Annotated in this window: 19 protein-coding genes and 2 pseudogenes; 11 read left to right on the forward strand and 10 right to left on the reverse strand. The window is 60.4% G+C overall.

From position 1 onward, the window contains the following. Positions 1-339: 339 nt before the first annotated feature. A complete protein-coding gene (locus OKW37_RS02700; protein ID WP_429401110.1) occupies positions 340-798 on the reverse strand; it encodes a YybH family protein in 459 nt (152 codons plus the stop codon). 894 nt (positions 799-1,692) lie between these two features. Between OKW37_RS02700 and OKW37_RS02705 the strand changes: the two genes are divergently transcribed. Both OKW37_RS02705 and OKW37_RS02710 read left to right on the forward strand, forming a co-directional pair. Further along, entirely contained in the window at positions 1,693-3,234 is a 1,542-nt protein-coding gene (locus OKW37_RS02705) for a trypsin-like peptidase domain-containing protein (protein WP_280783377.1), read from the forward strand. Between the two features lie 460 nt (positions 3,235-3,694). Then, on the forward strand, positions 3,695-4,570 hold the full coding sequence (locus OKW37_RS02710; protein WP_429401112.1) for a tyrosine-type recombinase/integrase: 876 nt from the start codon (positions 3,695-3,697) through the stop codon (positions 4,568-4,570). A gap of 1,408 nt (positions 4,571-5,978) precedes the next feature. Here OKW37_RS02710 and OKW37_RS02715 read toward each other — a convergent pair. Further along, complete coding sequence (locus tag OKW37_RS02715; RefSeq protein ID WP_429401114.1) at positions 5,979-6,452, reverse strand: hypothetical protein; 474 nt, start codon at positions 6,450-6,452, stop codon at positions 5,979-5,981. A 517-nt stretch (positions 6,453-6,969) separates the two neighbouring features. Here OKW37_RS02715 and OKW37_RS02720 point away from each other — a divergent pair. Further along, on the forward strand, positions 6,970-7,374 hold the full coding sequence (locus tag OKW37_RS02720) for a hypothetical protein (protein WP_429401116.1): 405 nt from the start codon (positions 6,970-6,972) through the stop codon (positions 7,372-7,374). Between the two features lie 14 nt (positions 7,375-7,388). Further along, positions 7,389-7,934, forward strand: a complete 546-nt coding sequence (locus OKW37_RS02725; RefSeq protein ID WP_429401118.1) for a GIY-YIG nuclease family protein — start codon at positions 7,389-7,391, stop codon at positions 7,932-7,934. A gap of 464 nt (positions 7,935-8,398) precedes the next feature. On the opposite strand, the pseudogene OKW37_RS02730 reads toward OKW37_RS02725, so the two are convergent. From OKW37_RS02730 to OKW37_RS02740, 3 genes and pseudogenes are all read right to left on the reverse strand, one after another. Continuing rightward, positions 8,399-8,770, reverse strand: a pseudogene (locus OKW37_RS02730) (glutathione binding-like protein); the annotation flags it as partial. A 103-nt stretch (positions 8,771-8,873) separates the two neighbouring features. Next, positions 8,874-9,542 (reverse strand): peroxiredoxin-like family protein, encoded by a 669-nt coding sequence (locus tag OKW37_RS02735; RefSeq protein WP_429401120.1) that lies wholly within the window; start codon positions 9,540-9,542, stop codon positions 8,874-8,876. A gap of 115 nt (positions 9,543-9,657) precedes the next feature. After that, complete coding sequence (locus OKW37_RS02740) at positions 9,658-10,017, reverse strand: hypothetical protein (protein WP_429401122.1); 360 nt, start codon at positions 10,015-10,017, stop codon at positions 9,658-9,660. 19 nt (positions 10,018-10,036) lie between these two features. Between OKW37_RS02740 and OKW37_RS02745 the strand changes: the two genes are divergently transcribed. Then, entirely contained in the window at positions 10,037-10,936 is a 900-nt protein-coding gene (locus OKW37_RS02745) for a LysR substrate-binding domain-containing protein (RefSeq protein ID WP_429401124.1), read from the forward strand. Positions 10,937-10,951: 15 nt separating this feature from the next. On the opposite strand, the gene OKW37_RS02750 is transcribed toward OKW37_RS02745, so the two are convergent. The 4 genes from OKW37_RS02750 to OKW37_RS02765 all read right to left on the reverse strand — a co-directional run bounded on the left by OKW37_RS02750 (position 10,952) and on the right by OKW37_RS02765 (position 15,228). Continuing rightward, positions 10,952-11,674: an SDR family oxidoreductase gene (locus tag OKW37_RS02750; RefSeq protein WP_429401126.1), complete on the reverse strand. Its 723-nt coding sequence runs from the start codon at positions 11,672-11,674 to the stop codon at positions 10,952-10,954. Positions 11,675-11,730: 56 nt separating this feature from the next. Next, positions 11,731-12,405 (reverse strand): peroxiredoxin-like family protein, encoded by a 675-nt coding sequence (locus tag OKW37_RS02755; RefSeq protein WP_429401128.1) that lies wholly within the window; start codon positions 12,403-12,405, stop codon positions 11,731-11,733. A gap of 33 nt (positions 12,406-12,438) precedes the next feature. Further along, positions 12,439-13,005, reverse strand: coding sequence for a carboxymuconolactone decarboxylase family protein (locus OKW37_RS02760; protein WP_429401130.1), 567 nt, complete (start codon positions 13,003-13,005; stop codon positions 12,439-12,441). 765 nt (positions 13,006-13,770) lie between these two features. Next, positions 13,771-15,228, reverse strand: coding sequence for an NCS1 family nucleobase:cation symporter-1 (locus tag OKW37_RS02765; protein WP_429401132.1), 1,458 nt, complete (start codon positions 15,226-15,228; stop codon positions 13,771-13,773). A gap of 690 nt (positions 15,229-15,918) precedes the next feature. Here OKW37_RS02765 and OKW37_RS02770 point away from each other — a divergent pair. The 3 genes from OKW37_RS02770 to OKW37_RS02780 all read left to right on the forward strand — a co-directional run bounded on the left by OKW37_RS02770 (position 15,919) and on the right by OKW37_RS02780 (position 19,004). Next, positions 15,919-16,734: an IclR family transcriptional regulator gene (locus OKW37_RS02770; protein ID WP_429401134.1), complete on the forward strand. Its 816-nt coding sequence runs from the start codon at positions 15,919-15,921 to the stop codon at positions 16,732-16,734. Positions 16,735-16,897: 163 nt separating this feature from the next. After that, the gene (locus OKW37_RS02775) at positions 16,898-18,262 is read left to right on the forward strand and encodes an MFS transporter (protein ID WP_429401136.1); all 1,365 of its coding nucleotides are present in this window, start codon (positions 16,898-16,900) and stop codon (positions 18,260-18,262) included. After that, a complete protein-coding gene (locus OKW37_RS02780) occupies positions 18,225-19,004 on the forward strand; it encodes a hypothetical protein (RefSeq protein WP_429401138.1) in 780 nt (259 codons plus the stop codon). The genes OKW37_RS02775 and OKW37_RS02780 overlap by 38 nt, the downstream gene beginning before the upstream one ends. 146 nt (positions 19,005-19,150) lie before the next feature. Here OKW37_RS02780 and OKW37_RS02785 read toward each other — a convergent pair whose 3' ends face one another. Further along, complete coding sequence (locus tag OKW37_RS02785) at positions 19,151-19,888, reverse strand: hypothetical protein (protein ID WP_429401140.1); 738 nt, start codon at positions 19,886-19,888, stop codon at positions 19,151-19,153. A 127-nt stretch (positions 19,889-20,015) separates the two neighbouring features. On the opposite strand from OKW37_RS02785, the gene OKW37_RS02790 reads away from it, so the two are divergent. From OKW37_RS02790 to OKW37_RS02800, 3 genes and pseudogenes are all read left to right on the forward strand, one after another. After that, entirely contained in the window at positions 20,016-20,405 is a 390-nt protein-coding gene (locus tag OKW37_RS02790; RefSeq protein ID WP_429401142.1) for a hypothetical protein, read from the forward strand. A 283-nt stretch (positions 20,406-20,688) separates the two neighbouring features. Further along, positions 20,689-20,883, forward strand: a complete 195-nt coding sequence (locus tag OKW37_RS02795; RefSeq protein ID WP_187639394.1) for a hypothetical protein — start codon at positions 20,689-20,691, stop codon at positions 20,881-20,883. Positions 20,884-23,212: 2,329 nt separating this feature from the next. Then, positions 23,213-23,464 (forward strand): annotated as a pseudogene (locus OKW37_RS02800) (IS6 family transposase); the annotation flags it as partial. Positions 23,465-24,296 lie beyond the last annotated feature (832 nt).

Here is a 24,296-nt window from a genome sequence, read left to right on the forward strand (position 1 = left end):
ACACTCGAACGTTGGCTCCGCACCAGGCACGGACCTTCATTCGCCGAGGATGTCATTTTCCGTCAAAACTTCGCGAACTTCGGACTCGCCCCTATCGCATATGAAGCCACCTGCCCGTCATATAGGACGGCGCCCGATGTCGCGTCCGGACAGATGAACAGCGCTCGATCGAAAGGAAAAGTCGTGCGGCCTGCTCCTCGGTGCGCGACGATCGCCTCGCCCGAAGATGTACCGGTCGGCGACGGCACTTCGATCGCGCGGAGTTGATCTTTTGTGGTCGGCGGGCGCCGGTGCTCGCGCTTCCCGACTAGAGTAGACCGGAGCGCGGTGAACGCGGCTTCACTTGTTTTCTTCCGCGTTCCAAGTGTGCGCAGTCGTGCGCCACTTGCCGTCCGCGCTCTTGGTCATCACCTTCAGCAATACGCCTTTGAATTGCGTCTTCTTGCCGTCCTTCTCCTGCACGGCGGACCAGTTGGCCGTTTCGTACATCACGTTGCCGACCCGGGTCGCGTGCACCACGTCGATCGTGTGATCGTGAACGCCCGCATCGAAGTAGCTCTTGAAGAGCTTTTCTATTTCCTCGCGCCCTTGAACGGTCTTGCCGTTGCCCGGCGATACGACCGCCTTCTCGTCGTATAGCGCGGCGAGCCCGTGAGCGTCGCCTTTGTTGAAATCCTTGTTCCAGGTCGCATTCGCTTCTTCGACGAGCTTGTCCTGAGCGAGGGCGGGATGCGGCGCGACGAGCGTGAACAGCGCGCAAAGCCCGCACGCACTGAGGTGCCTCAAGGTCTTGTTCATTGCATGCCTCCAGTAGCGAACGGCGGCAAGCGATATTTAAGCTTATCGCGCGACCGGACGCACATTCGCGCTTGACTTTCAGTCGCTTGTCAGTGCGTGCAGTATAGGAATGGGCATCGCCGTAATCAAGTAACGGAGATCGATGCTGCTGACCATTACGAACGTCGCCAGCCGTAAAGATCGATCCAGAACGTGCAATAGGAGTGCAACTGGGTAAGCACCCAAACACACTCATACCGAAGCTTCCCGTTCCAGCCGGCTAGCCGATTCGACCGTTCCAGCGGATCGGTTACTCGCCGATCAACTCGATGGGGCGCAGCGGCGGCTGTACTTCGGAAGCGGTCGTTGCGGTGGCCCGAGTCCGAACGGCGGTTCAGGGTCGATCAGGGACATTTGAAACGCGCGCTCTCAGCGCCTTGTCATCGACAAAAGGCTACTGAGCATCAGCGGCGAGCGCGGGGCCGACCAGTCAGAAGCGGCCGGCGACGACGCGCTTACCTATGCGCAGGAACGGATCGTCGGCGCTTTTTGCACCGCCGCATGAAACGCCCCCGACGACAACCCTTTGACGCACGCCAGGATTTGTACTCGCTGCAATTTGCCCGCTGCTTCCCTATAAATAAAAGAGGACGAGCGAGCAAACCGTTTGCGTCCTGATGGCCCATTGCTGGCAAACATGCTGCAGCCGAATCTCAAGTCGACTTTGATCCATCGAAGATCATGTATCGGGTCGATCGCATCCCTGCGCGCGAGCGCACTGGAACGCTCGGCGCTATCACACGCGCGAAATAATTTCTTCACAGTGCAAGGCACCATGGGAGGTGCGCTGTGTTTGACCTGACCAAATCGACCCACTCAACTCTGTCTCGCATCTGGTTTTACACCGCCGTAACAATGGCATGTCTGACCGGTTGTTCCTGCGCGGACGCAGCCGCAGTCGCCACTTCTCCGGCAGCTGCTTCCGCGGTTGCTCCTGCATCAGCGCCACCTTCGGCGCCCGCCACCGCGCCAGCGAGGGAAAAGAGCGCTGCAACCGCCAGCACGGCCGCACCAATCGACTTTCCGGCGGTCGTCGAGCGCTATGGGCCAGCGGTTGTGAATATCCGCGTGACAGTGCCGGTGAATGCGCCCGCGAGCGCGACGCCTGCTTTCGGTCCCAGTGCCGAAGCGGTCGACGGTGACGACCCCATCTTCGCGTTCTTCAAGCAGGCCTTGCCACAATCGCCAGACGGCCAGGGCGCTACGCCGCGCGCGATGTCGGGCGTCGGATCGGGCTTCATCGTGAGCCCGAACGGTCTCATTCTGACGACGGCGCATGTCGTCGATCAGTCGGGTGACGTGACTGTGCGTCTGACCGACCGGCGCGAGTTCAAGGCGAAAATCGTGGCCGTCGATACGCAAAGTGACATCGCCGTGATCCAGATCGACGCGACGAAGCTGCCTACCGTCAAGCTCGGCGATTCGGCGCGCGTGCGCGTCGGCGAGCAGGTGCTGACGATCGGTTCGCCAGACAGCTATCAGAACACGGTCACGGCGGGCATCGTCAGCGCGACGTCGCGCACGCTCGCCGATGGCAGCACCTTTCCGTTCTTCCAGACGGACGTGTCGCTGAACCCCGACAACTCGGGCGGTCCCGTGTTCAACCGCGCGGGCGAAGTGGTCGGCATCGACGTCCAGGTGTATGCCGATAGCGATCGCCTGCAGAGCCTGACGTTCGCAATCCCGATCAATATGGCGAACAAGGTGCGCTCGCAGTTGCAGGCTGAGCAAGCCCAGCAGGGCCAGCTAAGCGCGCAAGACAATGCGCGCAGCAATCTGGGCATTCAGGTAGAGGACGTCGATACGAATCTGGCGAGCGCGTTCGGCCTGCCGCGCGCGGCGGGCGCGCTGGTGACGTCGGTCGACCCGGGCAGTTCGGCGGCGGCGAGCAATCTGAAAACGGGCGACGTGATCGTGCAACTCGCCGACAAGCCTATCGACCACGCGGCCGATCTAACCGGACAGAACCCGGCGTTGCAGACCGGAACGAAAGTCCCGCTGAAGCTGATCCGCGATCACAAGCCGATGACGGTGATGGTGAATATCGGGCCAGCGTCGCAACAGGCGAACGCAGGTGCGGGCGGGGTTGCAGGCCCAAGCTCTGACGCAGGCTCGCGGCAGTTTCACGCGCTCGATCATCTTGGCCTCACGATGCATTCTTTGACCGACCAGGAACGGCACAGCATGGACCTTCCTCAAGGCCTGATGGTCGATGACGTGTCGGGGACAGCGGCCGCTGCCGGCATCAAGCCGGGCGATGTCGTGCTGTCGTTGAACGGCACGCTGGTCGCGTCGCAGGATGAGCTGGCGTCGCTCGCGGCAAAGGCTGGCAAGAAGGCAGCGTTGCTGATCCAGCGCAATCACGCACGAAGCTTCGTCACGGTCGACCTCAAATAAAAACCGGAGTGCGAGAGCGGCTAATCGATACACGATTCCCGCCTCGCATGCCGACGCGGTGAACACATGTCGCTAACGCCCCGGGTGAGGGACGATCACGACGGATCGCAGACCGGGCATATTCGCACAGCGTGTGTCAACCCTCTGCATAGTGGCCGCTGTGCTTCGAAAACGCTCATTTGGTACCGGGCATGGGGGCCGACCGACTCGGGTCGTGACGGCTCATTCACCGGCTGGGAGAGCTGCCATTCGTCGACGCCGGTTTGTGAATGTCCGCAAAGCAAGGTGCGGCCGCCGCAGGGCTCCTAATCACTGTCCGTCGGCTATGGCCGATGGGACTAAACCGCTCGCGCGGTAGGGGGCTGCGGCCCGTCTCTGGCGGCGAATGGGAGGCCAGTGGTGCCGGCGCTTATGTTGGTGGTTGAGGCAATCCGCCTCGTCCTCCAGCAGGAGCCCCATCATGACCTCCTCCGATCCGGGCATCAGCCCGCTGCGCCGCCGTATGCTTGAGGACTTGCGCATGCGCAAGTTCGCACCCAAGACCCAGGCCGCCTACCTGCGTGCCGTACGTCAGTTCGCCCGATACCTCGGGCGTTTACCCGATAGCGCCACTGTCGAGGACCTCCGGGACTACCAGCTGCATCTGGTCGATCACGGCGCGTCGCCGGTGTCGCTGAACGCCGCGATCAGCGGTCTGAAGTTCTTCTTCGAAGTCACGCTCGGCCGGCCTGAGCTGATGGCGCGGATGCAGCCGGTACGCGTGCCTCGCACGCTCCCGGTTGTGCTCAGCCCCGAGGAGGTGCGCCGGCTCATCGCGGCAGCCGGAAACCTCAAGCATCAGACCGCGCTGTCGGTCGCCTATGGCGCCGGGCTGCGTGCGAGCGAAGTGGTCGCGCTCAGGGTCAGCGACATCGACAGCCAGCGCATGACCCTGCGCATCGAGCAGGGCAAGGGCCGCCGTGACCGCTACGCGATGCTCTCGCCGGTCCTGCTCGAACGTCTGCGCGTCTGGTGGCGCGTTGCCCGTGCCCAGGGCTGCATGCTCGATGGCGGGTGGCTCTTTCCGGGCCTCGATCCGATCGACCCGCTCAGCACGCGGCAAGTGACCCGCGCCATCCATGCGGCCGCCGAGACCGCAAACATCGACAAGCGCGTATCCATGCACACGCTGAGGCATTCCTTTGCCACGCACCTGCTGGAACAGAAGGAGGATATCCGCGTGATCCAGGTGCTCCTTGGACACAGGCAGATCGAGACCACCACGCTCTATACCCAGGTTGCCACTGACCTCCTGCGCAAGGTGATCAGTCCGCTGGACCGCCTGCCCGCCGGCTAGCCCGGTCGCACGCGGAGCACCCTGTGCTGGAGGTCGCGGATATCTTCCGCGCCTGCGGGCCGGCGTGGCGGCGCACGGTAGCGCTGAGCCTGGGGCAGCTGAGAGTCTGTAAGCCCCACTCGAGTTGGCGCCGGGGAGAGCAGGATTGAGGAGGAAGCGTGAGAAGCATGAGAAGCACATCGATGCGGGTGGCAGCGGGCACGAGAGCGCTGGTACGGGATGCATGGCCCGCCGTTGGCGCAGAGTTGATGATCCTCGTGGCGGGTGCACTGCTGATGGCTGCTGTCGACACAGTAATGGAGCGCTATCACATTGCGTGTTTCATGGTGGTACTTCTTTGGTTCCTCGAACGCGAACGCATAAACGTGTTCTCAGAGCCGCGAGGCCATCGTAACCCTTACCATGGGAAGGCAATAAGATGGGCCTTCTCTATCGGCTCCTTTGCTCTCTGCGCAGTTCTACTCTACATTCTTCGGCCATAACTTCCGCCAGTCGTACCGTAAATTTAGCTTCACTGCCCAGCAGCATGGACACCGCTGGAGTCTGTTGATAATGGCACGAGCGATGAGCAGCCGCAGCGTCGAAATCGAGTCAGTCTCGTGGCGCTGTACTCGTCCGGCTGCCGCGAGGAACGTAATCTTTGGGTAGGGAAGGCGTTTCTGGTTGAGCACGGTTTTTTTGAGCAGTCGCGAATCTCGCCCGCCGAAGGCGAAGCCCGGCGCGCGCCGGGCGCGCGAGGTACTTGCTAACCCGCCCGCGTCGCTCCGTCTGATCGAAGAGTTCGGCGACTGCCATGAAGTCTTGCGTGGGACCCTTTGTGTCAAAGTCTATTGTCGCAAGATCGGCGAGTTCATTCGATCGCTAGCCGTTTGTGTCAAAGTCTATTTTCCGCTGGCTCCATGTCGCTGCCACGTAAGCCGCTGATTTAGCTGAGTGCGTTGTGTCAAACTCTATTGTGCGTTCACAAATAGTTATTCGATTGGCGACAAGTTTGTCAAGGCGCTGCTCTCATCCAGCGACGGTCACGGGCTGCGATGCGACCTTCGCGGCCAGGGAGCCAGTGGTGGCGGCGTATGCGTAGACGACGGCGGCAAAGTGTACGACGTCCTCCTGGTGCGGAAATAAGCATCAGTTAGTATTCGCGCCTTACCGGGTCCTCGGTGAATGCGATTGACGCGAGCGAGCAAGGAATTGCACTACTCGGGCGTGTCTGGTTGAACGTTGAAGTTTGATATCTCGGCATCAAGATCGACAGGGTGTTAGAGACGGCGAAACAGACTGGGGTTTGGGCCACTGTCGGCACCCGCAAGGTACAGGCACCGTTCTGCCACAGGCGGACCTTCGCAGTAGGCGTCCCGTTAGTCGACAATCTTTACGGCTTGATACCGGCCTCCCGTCAACAAACGGTCTAGGTGCGCGCCCCTATCCACAGAGCTAAGCCTCCTACGCCGAACGTCGCAACAAGCAGGATGGCGATGCTCCCCAAGAGGGACCAGTCACCGTGAAAAAGCGCGGCCAAGATCGCTATCGGGACAACGCCGACACCCATCATAAAAATTCCGATCCATAACGCCAGCGTTCCCCACAGCTGAAGCGTCACCAATACTGACGCGATCCAGAGGATTGCACCGAAGACGAACGATGCAATCATGAGCGCGACCGCCGAGAAACCTCGCGTCTTACGGAATGCGGCCAGCGGCGCAAAGACAAAAATACAGGCGAGCAATGTCAGTGAGAAGGCCGGGCGCAGCCAAGGCGCTAAGTGAACGCTGAGCCACGTGATCCCGAAAATGAGCACCACCGGAATCACGAGCCCGACCAGAGTCAACGCGATTGCCGCAAGACCGAAGCCTACGCCTTTCACCTTTTGTATGGTGCCCATGGTGCCCCCCGTGTTTGAAAGCAGTTTGTTGGAAAGCTAACGTCTGCCGAGTGGCCAAGGGTATCGTCGCTTCATATCGATGAAACAGCAAGCCTGCTACTCGGCCGCCTACCCGAGTTCCGATTCGGACCACCGCCGGTCCTTGAATGGCTGCTTTCGCTAAAGTCGAAGGTCGGTTCACGGTCGGCTCATGCCTTTTGCATAGCTCGCACGCCCGAGACGATCGTCGCGCTCGTTCGTCAGGCGCTGGTCGGCCACGAACCGACATTGGATCAATCGTCGTAGATTGAAAACAATCCGTGGTCTTTTCTGGCGCGACCGCTAGCCCGGTAGTGGATGCTGCAGCGAGCAAATATCGTGAACTGGGCGGGGAGATGCCGCCGCTCGACTACACCGCCCGTAACATGCCAAACTCGGGCGACCGTAAGGTACGCGGGGTCAATGCAATTGCACTGGAACTGGCGCCCACATGGGTGGAGTGCGCTGCTTCCGCTTGATAAAAATACAGGGGGTTGGGATGAAACGGGCACTTTGTGCTGCGGTAGCAGCGACGTTTGTGATCAGCGGGTGCGCGACGTACGATATAACGCTCATGCCGCGCGGCGCGGGAGCCATGGCCCACGGCGTGGCGAAGCAGATAGACAAGTCCGTGGCGATCACTCTAGGCGACGAGACCTACACCGGTAAATACGTGTACGTGCAAGGCGGGGCGTTCTCACTGGCGAGCGGAATGGCGGGCGCGCAGACCTTTACCGGTAACGCCGTGGGCGTCAGCGCCGTGGGTAATGGCAATGTGCTGGCGCAGTCGGTAGACGGTCACAACCTCCGGTGCGTGTTCACCTTCAGTGGATGGACCCAGCAGGGTACGGGCCTATGCGTGACCGACAGCGGCATTGCCTACGACTTGCAGATAACCCGTTAGACCGACATGTGACCATGCTTTACGACCAGATTGTTGAGGCCCTCCTGTGTAGGATGTCCAATCCAGATCAAGTGAGTGCGCCGAGTTGTCCAGGCGTGTATGCATCCTTTCTCGTTAATGGCGATGCGCTCGCCCCCTTTGGGGTGCCAGCCAACGGGCTTGTCTACATTGGGAAGTCGTCAAACTTGGCACAGCGCGAGTTCGACACTCACCTGAACTCGGACAACACGGGCTTCTCAACGGTGCGGCGCTCGATCGGTGCGATCCTGAAGCAACAGCTCAAGCTTACACCACGCCCCCGCGGACGCGGGGCGTCGAATACCGACTTCACGAACTACCGTTTCGATCGAGAAGGCGAAAATGAATTGACCGATTGGATGCGGGGGAATCTAAAGATTTCTGTGCATGCGGATACCGATTATGCCGTCGTCGAACGCGACTTGATCAATGGCCTGCAGCCAATTCTCAATCTCACTGGTTGGCCGAATCCGAACAGAAGGGAGATCAAAGCCCTACGAAAGGCGTGCGCCGATGAAGCAAGACAACGACGTCCCGCCTAACAACAACTTCGACGGAACCGCTTAACTGAATGACCGGTTCGGCGATGATCGACCGGCCGGATTGGGTCGGTTTGGTGCGTTCGCCGTCGGCCCGCGTTCGGCCAACTGCAGCCGTTCCAACAAACGCATCCTCCGACATTCGAGTGGCGGCTCGGCCTCAGACAACGGACCTTCGTGCGTCGATCGTGTCAGTGGCGTCTTCGGCCGAAGCAGCGCGGAATGGATCAAACCGCGTATGCAGTCAAGCAGCCACGAGCACGTCATGCCTCTGCAGCAGATCGATCTGTCGCGCGAGCATGTGAGCATGGGTCAATGGTGGACGGGACGTCCGGCGAAGCGAGCCATTGACGCGCTCACTTAGGGGTGGGGCGTCGTCACTGGAGCCCGACCCCGCGCTCAAAAAATGTGCAGATTCTTACCCACTCCAAATTCAAAAGACCCTCATTTTTTCGGTTCCAGCCGAGTTAGGCGCCAGTCGCCAGGCGTGCGTTCTGGGGAAACAGCGCTTTGCGCGTTTCGTCGTCCAGCTCGGTCTTGAATGCATGGCGCGCCTTGATCGCTTCAGCGCGCTGCGCTGCCGGGCGGGCATTGATCTCGTCGAACAGGCGCTTGACGTTCGGCAGCTTGTCCCATGCGTCGGGGCCGAGGACGAACGGCGCGACGCAGGCCCATCCCCATACGGCCATGTCCACCAGCGTGTATTCCTCGCCGAGCATGTAGCGGTATTGCGCCAAATGCGCGTCGACGATGCTCCAGTGGCGCCACGCTTCGAAGTCATAGCGGTTCACGGCGTAGTCCTTGGGTTCCGGCGCAAAGTGCTTGAAGTGCACCGCCTGTGCCGGCGCACGACGACTAGGGCAATTCCCCCGAGGATTGAGGCCCGCCCGCGCGGACTGACGGAATCGCGCGTGGACGCAGCCGGGACGAACTCCTCGAGCTTCAAGCCTGGATGGGGGCCGCCGATTGTAGCGAGCGGAGCGCTGAGAGTACGACATCAGGTTCGCAGCGCCCTCGGTAGTCAATGTCGACATGGGACAGAGCGATGCGTCCATCGCTTGCGATCACAAAGGTCGCGGGAACCGGCAATTGCCAGCTTTCGTCGCCATTGATGTCTGGCAGCGCCTTGTCGACCGAACGCAGGGCCTGGCGCAGTTCTTCCGGAAGCGAATAGACAAGACCGAACGACTGGGCGACGCCATTGCCGGCATCGCTCAGAACCGCAAAGTCAAGTGCATTGCGCTCGGCGGTGGAGAGAGACCCATCCGGCAACTGGGGCGAAATGGCAACCAGGTTGGCGCCGAGTTGCGATAGCTCTGGCAGCACCTGTTGGTACGCTCTGAGCTGAATGTTGCAGTAGGGACACCACCCACCACGATAGAAGATCAGAACTACGGGGCCCTTGTGAAGAAACTCCGCCAGCGAAACCGTCCGCCCCCATGCGCTGGGCAGCTCAAAATCAGGTACGTTCTGTCCTGCGGCGAGCACGCCGCCGATCTGGAAGCTTGCTTTTAGTTCTTCCACCTTGGCGTTGTAAAGTGCAATCCGTTCGGCTGGTGCCGTGCGCTCGTATTCGGCGCGAAAAGCCATAAGCTCTTGCTTGAGTTCCATCTTTGTTGCTCCTTGAAATTGTCCCCGCGCGAAATCCGGAAACGTTCCGGTGACAGCATTGCGATCCAGGTTTGCACGGGCATCACGACGACGGTCTCGAACCCTGACTCGGCCGTCAGCATATCGATTCGAAGGTGGCCGGCCGGGTAGCTGATGCGACTATCGAACAGCTGTCGCACCAGCTCAGCCGCGCCGTCCGCTGCCCCCGCTTGCACCGCGAAGCCGCTACCGGGCATGATCGGCGCAAATACGTTGCCATCAGGCCGTTGGGAACATCGCCCGTGCTTGAGCGCAAGCGTGTGAGCGGTGCAATCACGACGCGATGCTTGAGTGCGTATGGGCCAATCGCGGCCGGAGAAAAGAGTGACTTCATGATGACTTCTTGTAGAAGATCTGAATGGGGTGGCCCTACTGGATGTGAACTGTGCCCTGTCCGGCGTCCCGGCGGAAGACATGTGTCGGCGATATGATTCATTCCTTGGAGGAATGACTAAATGGACAGATTGACTGCGATGGAGACTTTCATCAGTGTGATCGAGGCCGGGTCGTTTTCCGGTGGTGCGCGCCGGCTGAACGTGGGGCAGCCGGCGGTATCGAAGTCGATTGCGCAACTGGAGGAAAGACTCGGGGTGCGCTTGCTGCTGCGCTCAACACGCGGCCTGACGCCCACCGATGCCGGCCAACAGTTCTACGAACGGGCAAAGCGCGTCATCGAGGAAGCCGATGAGGCCGAGCTCGCCGTGCGTGGCTCGGGCGAAAGTCTGTCGGGAAGACTGCGGGTGTGCGCTCCGGTGACGTTTGCACGCCTGCGCATTGTTCCGTTGATGAAGGCGTTTCTGGCCGCACACCCGGAGCTGACCCTCGAAGTCGTGCTCGATGACCGCCATATTGATTTGCTCGAAGAAGGCATCGATGTCGCGCTGCGTATGGGCGCACTCGGCGACTCGAGCATGACCGCGCGCAAGATCGGGCAGAGTCGGCGGATCGTCGTCGGAACCCCCGCTTACTTTGAATTGGCTGGGACGCCAAACGTTCCGGCCGACCTGATTGCGCATCAGGCGATCATCTACGAGCAGCGCGGCAGCAGCGGCGCGTGGTCATTCAAACGCGGCAGTTCGGAAGCGACGGTGGCCATATCCGGTCGGATGCGCGTCACTGCCGCCGAAGGCGTGCGTGCGGCTGTGCTCGCAGACATGGGTGTGGCGATTGCGTCCGCATGGATGTTTGCGCCGGAGCTCGCGAGCGGCACGGTCAAGACCGTGTTGAACGATTGGACCTTGCCGCCCGTCGATCTGTGGGCCGTATTTCCGACCGGCCGGATGGCCACCGCGAAGGCGCGGGCATTCATCGCGTTCGTCGAGGCGACGCTGGGAGCCGCAGCCGCTCCCGCCTGAAGCAGGCGCGGCGACTCAGACTGCTGCCTTTCCTATCGATGCGCCGCCATCGACGAAGAGCGTCTGGCCGGTGATAAACGCTGCGTCGTCGGATAGCAGGAAAGCGGCGGCCGCTGCGATCTCGTCGGGGCGGCCGAAGCGACCCATCGGCACGGCCGACAGATAACGCTGTTCGCCCGCGCTGCCAGGCGGGTTGTTGGCGCGAAACAGTTCCGTTTCCGTCGGCCCAGGCGCGATGGCATTCACGGTGATACCGGTCGTGGCCAGCTCCAGTGCCCAGGAGCGCGAGAAACTGACCAGCGCGGCTTTCGCGGCGGCATAGGCCGTGCGCTCGACCATGCCGAGTACCGTCAGGCTGGAAATGTTCACGATGCGACCGCGGCCCATCTCGCGCATGCCCGGCAGCAACGCCTGCGCCGTCTGCACGGCGGGATGCAGGTTCAGCGCGAAGACGGCGTCCAGATCGTCGAGTTCGATCGCGCCCAGCTTCTGGGGGCGCACGAGGCCGACATTGTTAACCACGCCGTCGAACGCGTATTCTGACGTAAGCCGCTGGAGGACGGCCTGCGTGGCGTCGCGATCGGCGAGGTCGGCGGGCACGAGAGCGCCGGGAAAATCCGCGTCGTCCGCATGACGCGCGAGTCCGACGACGCGATGGCCGTCGCGCGCCAGACGTGCGGCCAACGCTCGTCCAATCCCCTTACTCGCGCCGGTAATAAGATAGGTGCGTTGTGACATGTTCAGTTCCTTTCATAAATGGCGTACGCCGTTTCTGCGACGTCCGCCCGCTGGTCTCAGGACACCCGCACACCTGTCCGACGCAACGCCGGCAACATGTCGGACGGCTCTGGCCGACGCGTGTAGTCGGGATTCACTTCCGAATACAGGATCATGCCGTCCGGGCCGATCACGTAGCGCGCCGGCATCGGTAGCGTCCAGCTCGGGTCGCCATTGAAGGCCGGCAGGTCGTTCTTGAGATTCTTGTACAGCTCTACCAGATAGTCCGGCAACGCGAAGCGCAGGCCAAACGCGGCTGCGACATCGTTGCGCGGGTCGCTCAGAATGGGAAAGCTGAGCTTGTTCTGACGAGCCGACTTGCGGCTGTTCGCCGGGTTCTGCGGCGAAATCGCGACCACGCTCGCGCCCGCTGCTTCGAATTCCGGCAGCACTTCTTCCAGCGCCTGCAGTTCCATGTTGCAGTACGGGCACCAGACGCCACGATAGAAGCTGATCACGAGCGGCCCTTTCTCCAGCAATTCCGTCGAGGAGACCAGCGTGCCGTTGGGATCAGCCAGCGTGAACGCCGGTGCCATGTCGCCGGCTTTGTGCGCACGTTCGGCTTGTCCCGAGGCGATCAATTCAGCGGTGGCGCGCTCCATCACTGCATGGATTTCGGCCGGGGCGAAGTAGGGTGCCTTGCCCGCCTTGAAGTCTGCCTTGAAGGCATCCAGCTTATCTTGCAGCGACATGGTAACTGCTCCTTGCATATGAGATGAGCGGGCTCAGGCCGCTTCAGCGACCGGCTTGGTCCATTCGTTGCCTTTCATGAAGGCGTCGAGCGACGTGTGTGCCAGGTGGTTGGTGTAGTTGCTCATCACCTTGGTGGCGACGCCCAGCACGACTTCGAGCACGTTCTGGCGCGTGTAGCCAGCGCGGAGGAACGCGTCGATATCCCCTTCTGCGACAAAGCCGCGTTCGCGCACGACGAGAGTCGTAAAGCGTTGGAGTGCTTCGAGCTTTGCGTCGGGCAGCGGCTTTCCAGCGCGCAATGCGTCGATGACCGCGACATCCATCTTGATCATCTTGGCGAGCGTGGTGTGTCCGGCCATGCAGTAGTGGCAGTTGTTCTCAAAATTCGAGGTCAGGTAAACGACCTGTTGCTCATGCGGGGTCAACGTGCTTTTCGAAAACAGATCCCAAAGCGCGGAGTAGCCGGCCAGCAATTCCGGCGACTCAGCCATGTTCGCCTGTAGGTTGGGCACGAAGCCGAAGGCCGATTTGACGGCCTCGAGCGTTGCCTTCGATGCTTCCGGCGCGGTTTCGACGGTGTGTGCGATGAAGTTGGTCATGGAGTCGCCTTTGTCGGTGAATGTCAGGTGGCACATTGTGGAAGCCATGTTCGCGCAAGTCGCTTGCGCACAGAAGTCAGCGCCCGCGCATAACACTCATTCCCCCAAGGCATATGGGTACGGTGAATCGCGCCGACATAACGACACGGTAAAAACAGCGTTGCCCTAACCCAGGGTCAAAGGGGCGGTCCACGCGAGGACACATTTCCTTTGCCGGTGCTTTGTGACCGCGTGGCCCACACCATATCTTGAAGGTTCGTTGGCAAGAGGCGATGGTGGTAGCTCACCGTTGGCGGCAGTGGCCGCGAGCCTTCCGACACGGCTGACTGCGTGAGTGGCCGTACTACCCTAAAAGCTGCCGTATAGGGGGCGTCGGGGCGGCCGTCCGGACTGGGTCGGGAGTGTGAGTTCGCTGATGCAGGAAGCTGCCGCCCGGCCGCTCGATGCCGCCACCGTCGGCAATCTGTCCCACTGCCGACCTAGAACCCAGTACTCTCCAACGTCGGCATTGGCCGAATTGTCGGGGTAGCTCGTCCGTCAGGTTCCGGAGTAATGCGGTCGCTCCAACGGCAGATTTCCCGGCTCGCTGAACGGGAAGTTGTGGCCGAAAGTGCCATTCTTTGAACGATGCCATCAGGCGGATCGTCGGCCAAATCTGCGATTCGCGAGTCGCACGCGGCTATCGTGACCGACCGCCCGCTTCCGGGAGGCACCCGGCGGTGCCGTGCCAGTGCTTGACCCTACCTGATCGGGATGGAAAGAGCCTTAAACGCGGGTAGGGGCGATCGCGGTACGCGGCCGCAGCGTCGCCATGACCAGGTACATGCCGCCGCCGATCGCTACGCCGAAGAACCAGCCATATGTATTCCACCAGGCCGGCAGCAGGTTAGTGAAGTTGGGCAGGAAGGTCGAAAACACGCTGCCGACCGCCGCCGCAGCCAGCGCGTTGACGTTCCAGCCGCCTTCGTAGCGATACTCGCCGTGCTCCTGGTAGAGCGCCGCGACGTTGACGTTGCCCTTGGCCACCAGATAGTAGTCCACCAGGATGATCCCCAGCAGCGGGCCCATCGTGGCGCCGATGGCGTTGACGAAGTGCGCGGCGTTGCCTTCCCACGGCGCAAACGGGTAGAGCACCAGCGCGATGGCTGCGGCGATGAAACCGCCCTTCCTGAAACTGATCTGCCTGGGGAACGTGTTGGAGATGTCGAACGCCGCCGAGACGAAATTGGCCACCACGTTGATGCCTAGCGTGGCGACTGCGAAGGTCACCGCCGCGATGAGTGCCAGTATCCAGCTATCGAACTTGGCTGAGATCTGCTCGGGGTGCAGCAGCACTTCGCCGTACACCCTGAAGGCGGCGATGGTGGTGACGCCGGCGACCAGCGAGAACGCAATCAGGTTGACCGGCAGGCCCCACAGATTTCCTTTCTTGACTGCGTCGCGGTTTTTCGCGTAGCGCGAGAAGTCGCAAAAGTTCAGGTACAGCGCCGCGAAGTAGGTGATCCAGGTCGCGCCTACGGCCATCAGCGCCCAGAACGAGCCGGGCTCGCCGCTGACGCCGGCGTCCCTGGTCTTCTCGAGCAGCGCGTCCATCGGAATGCCATGCTCGAACGAGAAGCCGCCCGCCTTGACGCACAGGCCGAGCGCCAGGATCAGCATCGCGATCCACACCGCCGGACCGGCCAGGTCCTGGAATTTGCGCACCGTTTCCATGCCCTTCTGAATGATGAGCAGCTGCAGCGCCCAGACGATGAAGTAGCAGATCACTTCCAGCCCCGAGTGGCCGAGAAAGTGCGTGTCCTTGTGGAACTCCATCAGGCTGGTGCTGCGGATCAACAGCGCGACTATCGCGCTCGAAGCCGCTGCTGTCTGCGCGCCGTACCAGAAGCAGGCCACCACGGCGCGCACCAGCGCCGCGAGGTTGGCGCCCCACACGCCGAAAGAGGCGCGCGCAAGCACCGGGTATGGCACGCCGGTCTTCTCGCCGGCGTAGCCGATCAGATTCATCAGCGCGAAGATCACAAGTGAGCCGAGCCCGATCGCCAGCACAAAGTTGGTAAAGCTGCCGCACAGCAAGAACAGGCTGGCGGCGAGGTAGTAGCCCCAGAGGCTGTGCACGTCCGAGGTCCAGACGTTGAAAATGCTGAAGGCACCCCAGTTGCGCACCCTGGCAGGTGCGAGATCTTCGTTGTAGAGGCCGGGGGAAGGGTTGCGGATTTCCATGTGTCATCTCCTTTGATTTCGTGGAACTGAGGAAACACCGCCAGACGACCCTGGGCGCCGATGCCCCCGCGTCTGAAGCAGGCTCGTATGCAAGAACTGTATGTACTTTGCGGCACAGCTCTGAATGGGTTAACCCTAGTCGAGAGGCATGTCGGCGCAAGCCAACAATCCGATCCCACGCACAATGAGCGCAATCGCAAGTTCGTCGTTGTTGTCCATTGTGACCGCGCAAATCAATAAAATTGCGCGACGCTTACTGTTGCTGCGTCCCGCTCGCAATCTGTGGGGCCGTTGATGTGGAGATGGCCGGAGGCCCCCCTCGTCGAAGGGTTCGATGTGAGGGCAGCCCGATTCAAATGCCGTGTTTGATTGACCTCCGATGGTCCCGCATCGGGCGACAGCTGGCGTTCGTCAGTTCAGATGCGATCTCAAATGGCAGAAGTGGATCGGGTGCCGCCGAACGCAACCGGCGGTGCTCAGCCCCCTCACCGAAGTTTGCTGTCGGACCGGGGTCGGCCAGGAGCCGCCTGTTGAAGCGCTGAGACCGGACACTGACTACTTTCGTGACTGCTTATCCACTAATCCTCGGAAAAATTAAGCCCGCCCCGCGATTTTGAAAAGTATTTGCATTTTGGAAACACTTTCCACTATCATGGCTCTCAAGTCGAATGACTCAACTCGAGTAATCACATGAGCGCTATAGCCGAACGCATCCTCCGTGTACTGGAAGAGCTCGCCAGTGCGCCAGAGGGCAAAACGCTTTCAGAACTTTCCGCTAAGCTCGATTTGCCAGTTAGCGCTACTCATCGCCTTCTTGCGGATCTGGTCGAGCAGGGTTATGTGCGCAAGGACGAACGGCGCGGCGAATTTTCGCTGACCATGAAACTGCCTTCGCTGGGACTGCGATTTCTCAGCGCAGGTGGGGTCGTTGACGTCGCCCAACCCATTCTGGAACGACTTGCGGCTACCTCGGGCGAATTGGTTCGGCTTGCGATCGTCGATGGCGAGCAGTTGATTTACGTTGCCAAGGCGCAAGGCGCGCGACAAGGTATCCGCTACGACCCGGAGATGGGCCGGGCGGTGACTCTTTCATGCAGTGCAGCAGGAATGACCTGGCTGGCTGGCAAGAGCGAAGAAGATGCGATTCGGCTTGTGTCGAAACAGGGCTTTGGCATGCCGTCAGACTTTGGTCCGCTTGCGCCGACCACGTTCAAAGCTCTACTGCCAATGATCGAGCTTGCGCGCAAGAATGGCTACGCAACGACGCAAGACATGTTTCTGCCGGCAATGAGTTCTATGGCTACGCCTGTGCATTTGAGCAATGGCGAAGTGCGCGCAATCCTGATCATCGCGGGACCGATGTCACGGTTGACTGAAGAGAGAATGAAAGAGCTCGCTCCGGCGCTCATGGCGACGGCAACAGAATTGTCCGACGCAAGCGGTGTGTCAGCCATGCTTAAGCAGGCGATGCAAGGCGCCAGCCGCACAGCAGGCGCTGAGCGCTAGGCCAAGGCGTCCATTGCTGGACGTTATCCGTTCGTGACTTGATGTAGTGACATGGAGAATTGAAATTCGTCAATACTTCAGATCCTATATTTAGCAGTAGAAATCAAAATAGGCGATTGACGCAAGAGCAGCACAGACTCTTTTGAGACAGCAGGAGACACGCATGAACCATGTTTCAGAGCAACCTACCTCACATTCCATGGCGAACAGGGCGGTGAGCGCCGCCACGCTTGGCACCGCACTTGAATGGTTTGACTTTACGCTCTACGGATCAGTCGCAGCCACCGTGTTACCAAAGTTGTTCTTCCCGGCGATGGATTCGAGTTCCGCCATGCTTGCCTCGTTGGCAACTTTCAGCGTCGGACTGGCCGCGCGTCCACTCGGCGCGATCATCTGCGGATACTTTGGCGACAAGGTTGGACGTCGCAATCTCATGCTCGGTACGGTGTCGGTGATGGGTCTGACATCGGTACTGATGGGTTTGCTGCCGACGTATGCGCAGATTGGCGTTTATGCGCCCCTGCTGCTTGTCATTCTTCGCATTGTTCAGGGTTTTGCACTTGGCGGCGAATCTACTGGTGGCCAACTGATGGCGCTAGAGCATGCTCCAGCAGACCGGCGAGGCAAATACTCCGGTCTGATCGGCATGTGCGCTCCGCTGAGCCAAATCGTTGCTAACGCGGTGCTTCTGCTACTTTCTTCGACGATGAGCGCGGGTGCCTTCATCAGCTATGGCTGGCGAATTCCGTTCGTGCTGAGCTTCGTGCTGGTGTTCGTCGGCATTTACATCCGACTGCGCGTTGCGGAGACTCCGGCTTTCGTCAAGATGCAGCAGTCCGCTGTTGCCAAGGTCGGGAGCCCTTTAAGGGATGCGTTCCGCCTTCACTACAAGACGATCATTCGCATGATGCTGTTCTTCTGCGGACCGACTGCACTTTTCTATCTTGCCGTCGTGTTCACCTTGAGCTATCTGACGAATACGCTCGGCGTGCCCAAGCAGACCGGCTTCATGTTGTTGATGATCGCCAATGCCTGCGCCATCGCAGGTTCGATCTTTGGCGGCCTGCTGAGTGACCGGATTGGTCGTAAGCGCGCATTGCTGTTCGCGTCCGCCGCGACCTTCGTGATCATGCTGTTTTATTTTCAGGTCCTAGCTACTCGAAGCTTCGTACCGATGGCGATAGCCATGGGGCTTTTCATGGCATTCACGCAGGTCCAAACGGGGATTCAACCGGTCGCGTTCGCTGAGGCGTTTCCAACCAATGTTCGCTATTCCGGTTCGGCCCTCGCATTCACCGGTGCAAGCCTGTTCGCTGGTGGGCCGATTCCGGTGGTCGCCGCTTGGTTGTTACACCTTGGCAACGGTTCCCCGTGGCTGCTCGTCGCATTGGTTGGAGCACTCAACATCCTGTCGTTCTGCATGATTGCCATCGGACCAGAGACTGCAGGCATCGACATGAACCGCCTCGACTCAGCGGCCGAGATCGCCGGTGAGCATCAACGTGTCTCTGGGCAGGCCACATATTGATCTCGCGCTGTGCCTTCGCTTTGCACTGGAAGAAGCACAGCCTTTGAGCACTCGAAAGCAGATGGAGCAAACACAATTGGACAACGCAAACACTGGCCTTCTCGCGATCTGGAGCACGATCGCGGCCGAATCAGAAACTGACTACATGCACTGGCTCACCCGGGAGCACATCTTTGAACGGGTAGGCGTCCCGGGTTTTCGCTCAGGGCGCGTCTTCAAGCGACGCAACAACCGGCCCTCGGAGTACATGATGCTGTACGAACTCGACAACGCAGACGTGATGGCGAGTTCTGGCTATCTGGAACGGTTGAATAACCCGACTGCGTGGACGCGCCGGATCATGCCGACGCTCGAGCAGTTTCGCCGAGGCGGCGGAACTATTCTCGCTCGGGGTGCGAACTCGGCCGGACACGGCGGTCACCTCGCCATCGCACGATTTGAAGACGCACTACCGGAATGCCTGACAGCCCAGCAAGGGCCGACAATCGTTGATGCGCTCGCGAAAGGCGACTGGGTTGTGAACGCGCAGATCATGGCCGTGAAAAACGGGGCGACAGCCATTGCCACGCAGGAGAAGTCGATGCGGCGAAGTTCAGAAGGTGAATTCGCGGGACTACTTCTCGTGGAGTCGCTCGATAATGGCTCGCTTGACCGGGCGATGATGCAGGCGAGCAAGGCAGCCGGGATCAATCCTGATTTGTTCGAGTCATACGACCTCGTCTTCGTCTGCCATTCCAGGTAGGCGACTGCATAAGAGCATCTGCTGTCTGGAATAACTCAGAGAGTGAGGCGGTCCGGCCAAGGTGAGACGTTGCATCGGATGTCCGTGAGAATGTCTGTAACGGTCATTCGGTCAATTTACGCGGCGTCCGCTTTGGTCGACCCCGGTCATCCAGCGGAGGCGCAACGCGCCCGTTCTAGTACCACGGCGGCCATATCTACAGGTGTCGGCACATTGTTCGAACTCGGGCCTGCGGCATGGCGAGTGGTGGTCCCGGTGCACTTCTTGACGTAAGCGCGCCCTGGCCTTGCAAATGTCTTGTCCGGGCAGGGGCCTTCCCATTTCAGGTCGATACCGTGACCGCGCAGGAGTACGATGATCTGTCCTTCGCGAAGGTGCGTTACCTGCGTGAGTGAGCGCGCCCGAAAGTACGCGTCCAGTTCAACGAACTTGTAGTGCCAGATGCCGGCCTGCTGCCGGACTTCTGATGCCGACGCCGCATCTGGAAGATGCGCGAGCGTCCACAGATATCGCCGGGCATAGAAATGCCACTGGGTCTCAGCGAACCCGTCGAGGACTTCGTTGCATTGCGGGTAAGCGGCGCGCGAGGACACCACATGGGCGAGCTTTGCGGCTCGCCCGATGATGTACTTTGAGATTCTCGCCGGCCGATCGGTGCTAGCATAAAGTCTTAGCGCGGCCTGTCGAAGCTGGTCGGCCCGCTCGCCATCAAGCCGATGTGGCGAAATCACTCGCGCGGTGACTGGTTGCCTGCTGCGCGACTTCTGTGCAAGGTCGCGAATTTGGGCGAAAGCCTTTCGGTCCCATTTCAGCAGGCGTGTAAGTGTGCCCCGATACCTGCTCCACAGGTCTTCAGTCTCCGTCAGGCGCTCAGTCGCCTGCATGCGGGCCTGTTCAACGTGTACATGGCCACACGGAAAGTGCAGCACCGGTGAGCATGATGACTGGCGGCCACGATTACCGCTGATGCCGTAGTCGCATTGGCCAGTCGCGCGGAGGCACGGAGGCATCATGACATTCAAGGCGCAGTGGTACCGGGACAGGCTCGCGAAAAAAAGCCGCAAGGGGTTCTGCGGCTACCCGGTCGCAACGGTGGCCTGCTATGGGCCCGATGACAGGTGCGCGACGAAGGTTGCCGTCGGCATCGTCGCGTACGAAGGCGCGGATGCTGATCCTGTTGAGCGGTGGTTCTGTGAAACGTCCGATGCGAGAACCGATCCGGAAATCACCGAAGCAGTCGTCCGGTTCATTGAACAGCATGGTGCGCGTTCGGTCGTCGCCGTCGATCGCATCATCGGGTGCCCGCATGAGGAAGGCATCGACTATCCGGACGGCGAAACCTGTCCGCGGTGTCCGTTCTGGAGCGACCGTGACCGCTGGAGCGGCGGGTTGATCAGGTGAGGCCAGTTGGGTGCTCTCGCGACTGTGCACGGGGCAGCTGGCGTTGAAGCGGGGTGACGCTATTTCACGTGCGGAAGACCTTCGATCTGTCCAATATGCGGGACGACCCGGATTGCTCCGCTCCCGAGCCTGCTTCTATCATCAACTCCCTGCTGCCCATCGCAGCCAGACGCGCCATCGGTAATGCGTCGCCGACAGCGACCCTAGCCGGGCAGGCACGGCCCACAGGCCAGTAGCCGGCGCAATCCTCTACGGCACCTACTCGAACGACCAGGAGACAGGAATGCTCAGCGCCCATGAATTTGCGACATTGATGCTCGTCAGGGACTCGGCCGACCATATTGCCGAGCGGCAGGAACTTGACACGTTGCTCGAACGCCAGCTTGTCGCCATGGAGCAGCTTGCCGGCGGTACCGTGCGGCCTCGCATTACGCAGGACGGAGATTCCCTTCTTCGGGCCTTCGCACGCCGTCACTGAGATGTCGCACGCTATGAGGCCGCAAGCCAATAGGATGCAGGCTTGAGCGTTGTTCCGGACCCTTGCCGCGGCCCAACTACGACGGCCGCCCGATCTGCGCTGGGATAGCGCGAGCTTGACGGCGTTTATGCGCCGAAGTTTACGACCGGGCTGACGACCGCGGCGGCTCGCGTGTGCTGCCAGGCGGGTTCGTACACGGCAACAGGGCACGTCAGGCTGTTCGACTCCTCGTCGCTGGATGCCAGCCGGGAAAGTGGGTGGACCAGACGCGGCTCGAGCACCCGTTCGAGCACGCGATACCGCGGACGCTTACCTGGCGCTCGTCGCCTTCTCCGAGGTGCGATTGATCAGCTGTACATCCTGTCACGAGACCGTCTGGCGCGCAAATATGCGCACCAGACGCTGCTAAACCCGTCCTTGATGTGCGTTATGCTGGTCTTTTCTGGCGATAAGACCTGGCGATAAGACCAGCCCGGGTTCCGCCAGAAATTCAGCTACTGCCGGCCTGGCCTCATGTTCCAGCCACTCTTTCGAATGGCCGGTGATAATGAAATCGTCCGCGTAACGCACCATGTTCACTTTCAGTCCTCTCTGTCGGGCTCGCGGGAAGCTGTGCGTTTCATGAAAGGTTCAAATGACGCGACGCCGGCTCGCGCTGCGTTGACTGCATATACCGAGGCCTCGGGCAGCTGGATGCCGGGGCGACAGGTGTGTCGCTGCTTCCGGGCGCAGTACGAGCGACCGGCGCGACGGTCGGGCCTGATTTGCCAATTGTCGATTCCGCTGTCAATCACGACCTTTGCGTTCTATAACATAAACGCAGCAAGGGTCTTATTGGCCAATTGACTTTACAACGTCCTTTCGCCGGCGCACTTATTGCGCATCCTTCTGCCCCGCCCGGTGCCAGCCTCGCGTCATTACCCAGGTAGTCATCGAATAAGTCCGGCTTTGGGCCCAAACGGTGCCACAAGCCAACTTCGCGTTTGCTCCGCTAAACGGCGTCGGAGACGACCCTGAATGGCATTTGGTGAAGCGAAAGCAAGAGTCGGCAAAAAGCGAAAAGGTCTAATGCAACCCTCGCGTGCTCGTGGGAATGCGAATCCCCTTGTTATTCCGGGGGCGTGTTATTCGCAACCCGTTGACGAAAAAGAGGTGACGAGATGAAAGTGCAACTTTTAGCTGTAGTCAGCGCGGTATCCCTGCTCGCTGCGACCGGCGCCGCCCACTCGCAGCAAATGCAACCGTCGGGCACAACTGACCCGTCGTCTGCCCAGCAGCCCATGACAACTGCTCAGCCGGCAACAACGATGGACCGCACACCTGACCTCGGATACGGACCCCAGCCCGGCGGAAGCAGCGGCAGCGGCAAAGCCAGAAACGGTGCTCCGTGCACGGTGGGCCTGTCCTGCGATATCTATCAGGGCAGCTAGCACGCCTGAGGTCGCCGATGCCAGCGTGGGCCGAATACGGAAATTTGGATGACCACCCTGATTGGGCCGCGAGTCATTGTTGCTCGAGTCTCGTTTTAAGCGGTGGGTGGGTCAGCCGAGGCCTCAATGCGACGTTTTTTCGGCAATGGAGCCAGAGCTTAGTCGGGGAGTGTCAGCCCGCGGCTTATCATCCGACAGCCTTCTCCGTTACGTAATATTCCCGGGAGACCGTACTTGAAATAGCGGGTCTGTTGACGGCTCAAGCAGCCAAACCCATCGAACTTTTGTGGAGTACTTAGATATGAAAACGCCTAAAGTAGCGGCAGCTATCGCCGCGGTTCTCGCATTTGGATACGTCCAGGCGCAAGACATGGCGCCTGCAACGCAGCCCACAAATCCCAACGTGTCTTCGGCAGACTCTGTGGGTGGTGTGCCCGCCACGAGGAGTGACGCTGGCGCTCCAATGGGAAAGACCCGGACCCAAGTCAAGCAGGAGCTTCTGCAAGCACGCAAAACGGGCGAACTCGACCGCATCAACGCGGAGTATGGGGGGCAATAAAATGAGGTGCCTGCTCGCACCGGTCAGGTCTGGTGCGTCCCACCGTGGTCGTCAATTTTCATATGCGGTCCCGGAAAAGGTCAGGGATGTTGCAGCGAGATCGCACACGATGGGCGCGAAAGCGAAGACGGATGCGAGCGGTGCTGTTGGACGGGTACCCAGCAATCTGCACAGTTCGGCTCCAGTTCCCGTCGCTCGGGCGGTCTTCATCTGCAAAGCTCGCACTTGTTCGACTTGTGCCGAGACGACCGACGCGCCGTGCAGTGACGCCCCAGGTGGGCTGTATCGCATTAACGCGGGAGGTAAACTTCGAGGCTGATGAAAACGCTTTGTTCGCACGATGAAGAAGACACTGACACCACGAACTACGCTTGCTCCGGCCATCGCCAAGGTTCTGAAGCGGCTGCACTATCCCCTTGAGGTGAGGCTGCTGTGCGTGCGGTGGTACGTGGCCTACTCGCTGAGTCTTCGGAACCTTGAGGAAATGCTGGCTGAGCGCGACATTGACGTCGACCATTCGACGGTACATCGCTGGATCATCAAGCTGGTGCCGCTGTTTGAAAAGACATTTCGCAAGTACAAGCGTCCGGTTCGCGTGGTGCATTTTCCACTGTCTGTCACAGCGTCACTGCCGACGGCACGAGCACACGAAATCCCTCGTGTTCGATCGTCCGCTTCCAGGCCGCCGGGATTTCATTTGTCACGACGACCACCGGACGAATGCCGGCCACATGTGGATCAGGTTAGTCAGGTTGGACTCGTCACCGACCTCAGTGCGGGAACTCAAAAGGGGTGCTCAGCACTGATGGCCGGGCCGGTCTCCCGCGTGTGAGTTACCTGGACGTGGCGGCCGCTGAGAAGTTCCAGTCTCCAACCGTGACCAGCGGCGGCGCACGTCAGGCAAAGCGCGAGTGGCACCCCGACCCCGAGCGCCAGCCGGAGGAGACGACGCCTGCGAGAAGAGCATGCGGAACGACGCGCGCCCATCGCAACGTTTGTCTGGGCATAAGTAGGCGCGGGCCTATCGCACGGGGCCGGAGATGACAGGCTCGCCAACCTGACTGAGTGACGCGGCATATCCTCCCAAGATGTTATCCGTGGAGAGTCGTCGTTGCGGAGTGCTGATCGATGAAACCGGGATAATCGCAAAATCCAGTACTCCGCGCGAGACAATTAAAGGTAGCAGCGTATCGGGATAAAAAATCGAGGTTTGATCTGCGGGGAACGACACAATCTCATGCAGCGCAGACAACGGCGCCCTGTTGTCAACGGATATGTTGTAGAAAGGCGGTGGCGGCGACTCCCCATCGCGCCGTTGAAGCGCGCGATAGGCTATTTCATCTACCCGACTACAACAATAGACGTAGCGCCGAACGGGAGGTGTCTGGTGACGATACGCGGCAGATCGACCCTGCCAGTCAGGT

It is taken from the genome of Paraburkholderia sp. MM5482-R2, from assembly GCF_050436125.1.
Lineage (GTDB): Bacteria > Pseudomonadota > Gammaproteobacteria > Burkholderiales > Burkholderiaceae > Paraburkholderia > Paraburkholderia tuberum.

What these genes read in the sequence shown, in the direction of transcription:
- OKW37_RS02700 (WP_429401110.1), bottom strand. Translation starts at nt 798, where the DNA reads ATGAACAAGACCTTGAGGCACCTCAGTGCGTGCGGGCTTTGCGCGCTG.
- OKW37_RS02705 (WP_280783377.1), top strand. Translation starts at nt 1,693, where the DNA reads ATGGCATGTCTGACCGGTTGTTCCTGCGCGGACGCAGCCGCAGTCGCC.
- OKW37_RS02710 (WP_429401112.1), top strand. Translation starts at nt 3,695, where the DNA reads ATGACCTCCTCCGATCCGGGCATCAGCCCGCTGCGCCGCCGTATGCTT.
- OKW37_RS02715 (WP_429401114.1), bottom strand. Translation starts at nt 6,452, where the DNA reads ATGGGCACCATACAAAAGGTGAAAGGCGTAGGCTTCGGTCTTGCGGCA.
- OKW37_RS02720 (WP_429401116.1), top strand. Translation starts at nt 6,970, where the DNA reads ATGAAACGGGCACTTTGTGCTGCGGTAGCAGCGACGTTTGTGATCAGC.
- OKW37_RS02725 (WP_429401118.1), top strand. Translation starts at nt 7,389, where the DNA reads ATGCTTTACGACCAGATTGTTGAGGCCCTCCTGTGTAGGATGTCCAAT.
- OKW37_RS02735 (WP_429401120.1), bottom strand. Translation starts at nt 9,542, where the DNA reads ATGGAACTCAAGCAAGAGCTTATGGCTTTTCGCGCCGAATACGAGCGC.
- OKW37_RS02740 (WP_429401122.1), bottom strand. Translation starts at nt 10,017, where the DNA reads ATGAATCATATCGCCGACACATGTCTTCCGCCGGGACGCCGGACAGGG.
- OKW37_RS02745 (WP_429401124.1), top strand. Translation starts at nt 10,037, where the DNA reads ATGGACAGATTGACTGCGATGGAGACTTTCATCAGTGTGATCGAGGCC.
- OKW37_RS02750 (WP_429401126.1), bottom strand. Translation starts at nt 11,674, where the DNA reads ATGTCACAACGCACCTATCTTATTACCGGCGCGAGTAAGGGGATTGGA.
- OKW37_RS02755 (WP_429401128.1), bottom strand. Translation starts at nt 12,405, where the DNA reads ATGTCGCTGCAAGATAAGCTGGATGCCTTCAAGGCAGACTTCAAGGCG.
- OKW37_RS02760 (WP_429401130.1), bottom strand. Translation starts at nt 13,005, where the DNA reads ATGACCAACTTCATCGCACACACCGTCGAAACCGCGCCGGAAGCATCG.
- OKW37_RS02765 (WP_429401132.1), bottom strand. Translation starts at nt 15,228, where the DNA reads ATGGAAATCCGCAACCCTTCCCCCGGCCTCTACAACGAAGATCTCGCA.
- OKW37_RS02770 (WP_429401134.1), top strand. Translation starts at nt 15,919, where the DNA reads ATGAGCGCTATAGCCGAACGCATCCTCCGTGTACTGGAAGAGCTCGCC.
- OKW37_RS02775 (WP_429401136.1), top strand. Translation starts at nt 16,898, where the DNA reads ATGAACCATGTTTCAGAGCAACCTACCTCACATTCCATGGCGAACAGG.
- OKW37_RS02785 (WP_429401140.1), bottom strand. Translation starts at nt 19,888, where the DNA reads ATGCAGGCGACTGAGCGCCTGACGGAGACTGAAGACCTGTGGAGCAGG.
- OKW37_RS02790 (WP_429401142.1), top strand. Translation starts at nt 20,016, where the DNA reads ATGACATTCAAGGCGCAGTGGTACCGGGACAGGCTCGCGAAAAAAAGC.
- OKW37_RS02795 (WP_187639394.1), top strand. Translation starts at nt 20,689, where the DNA reads ATGCTCAGCGCCCATGAATTTGCGACATTGATGCTCGTCAGGGACTCG.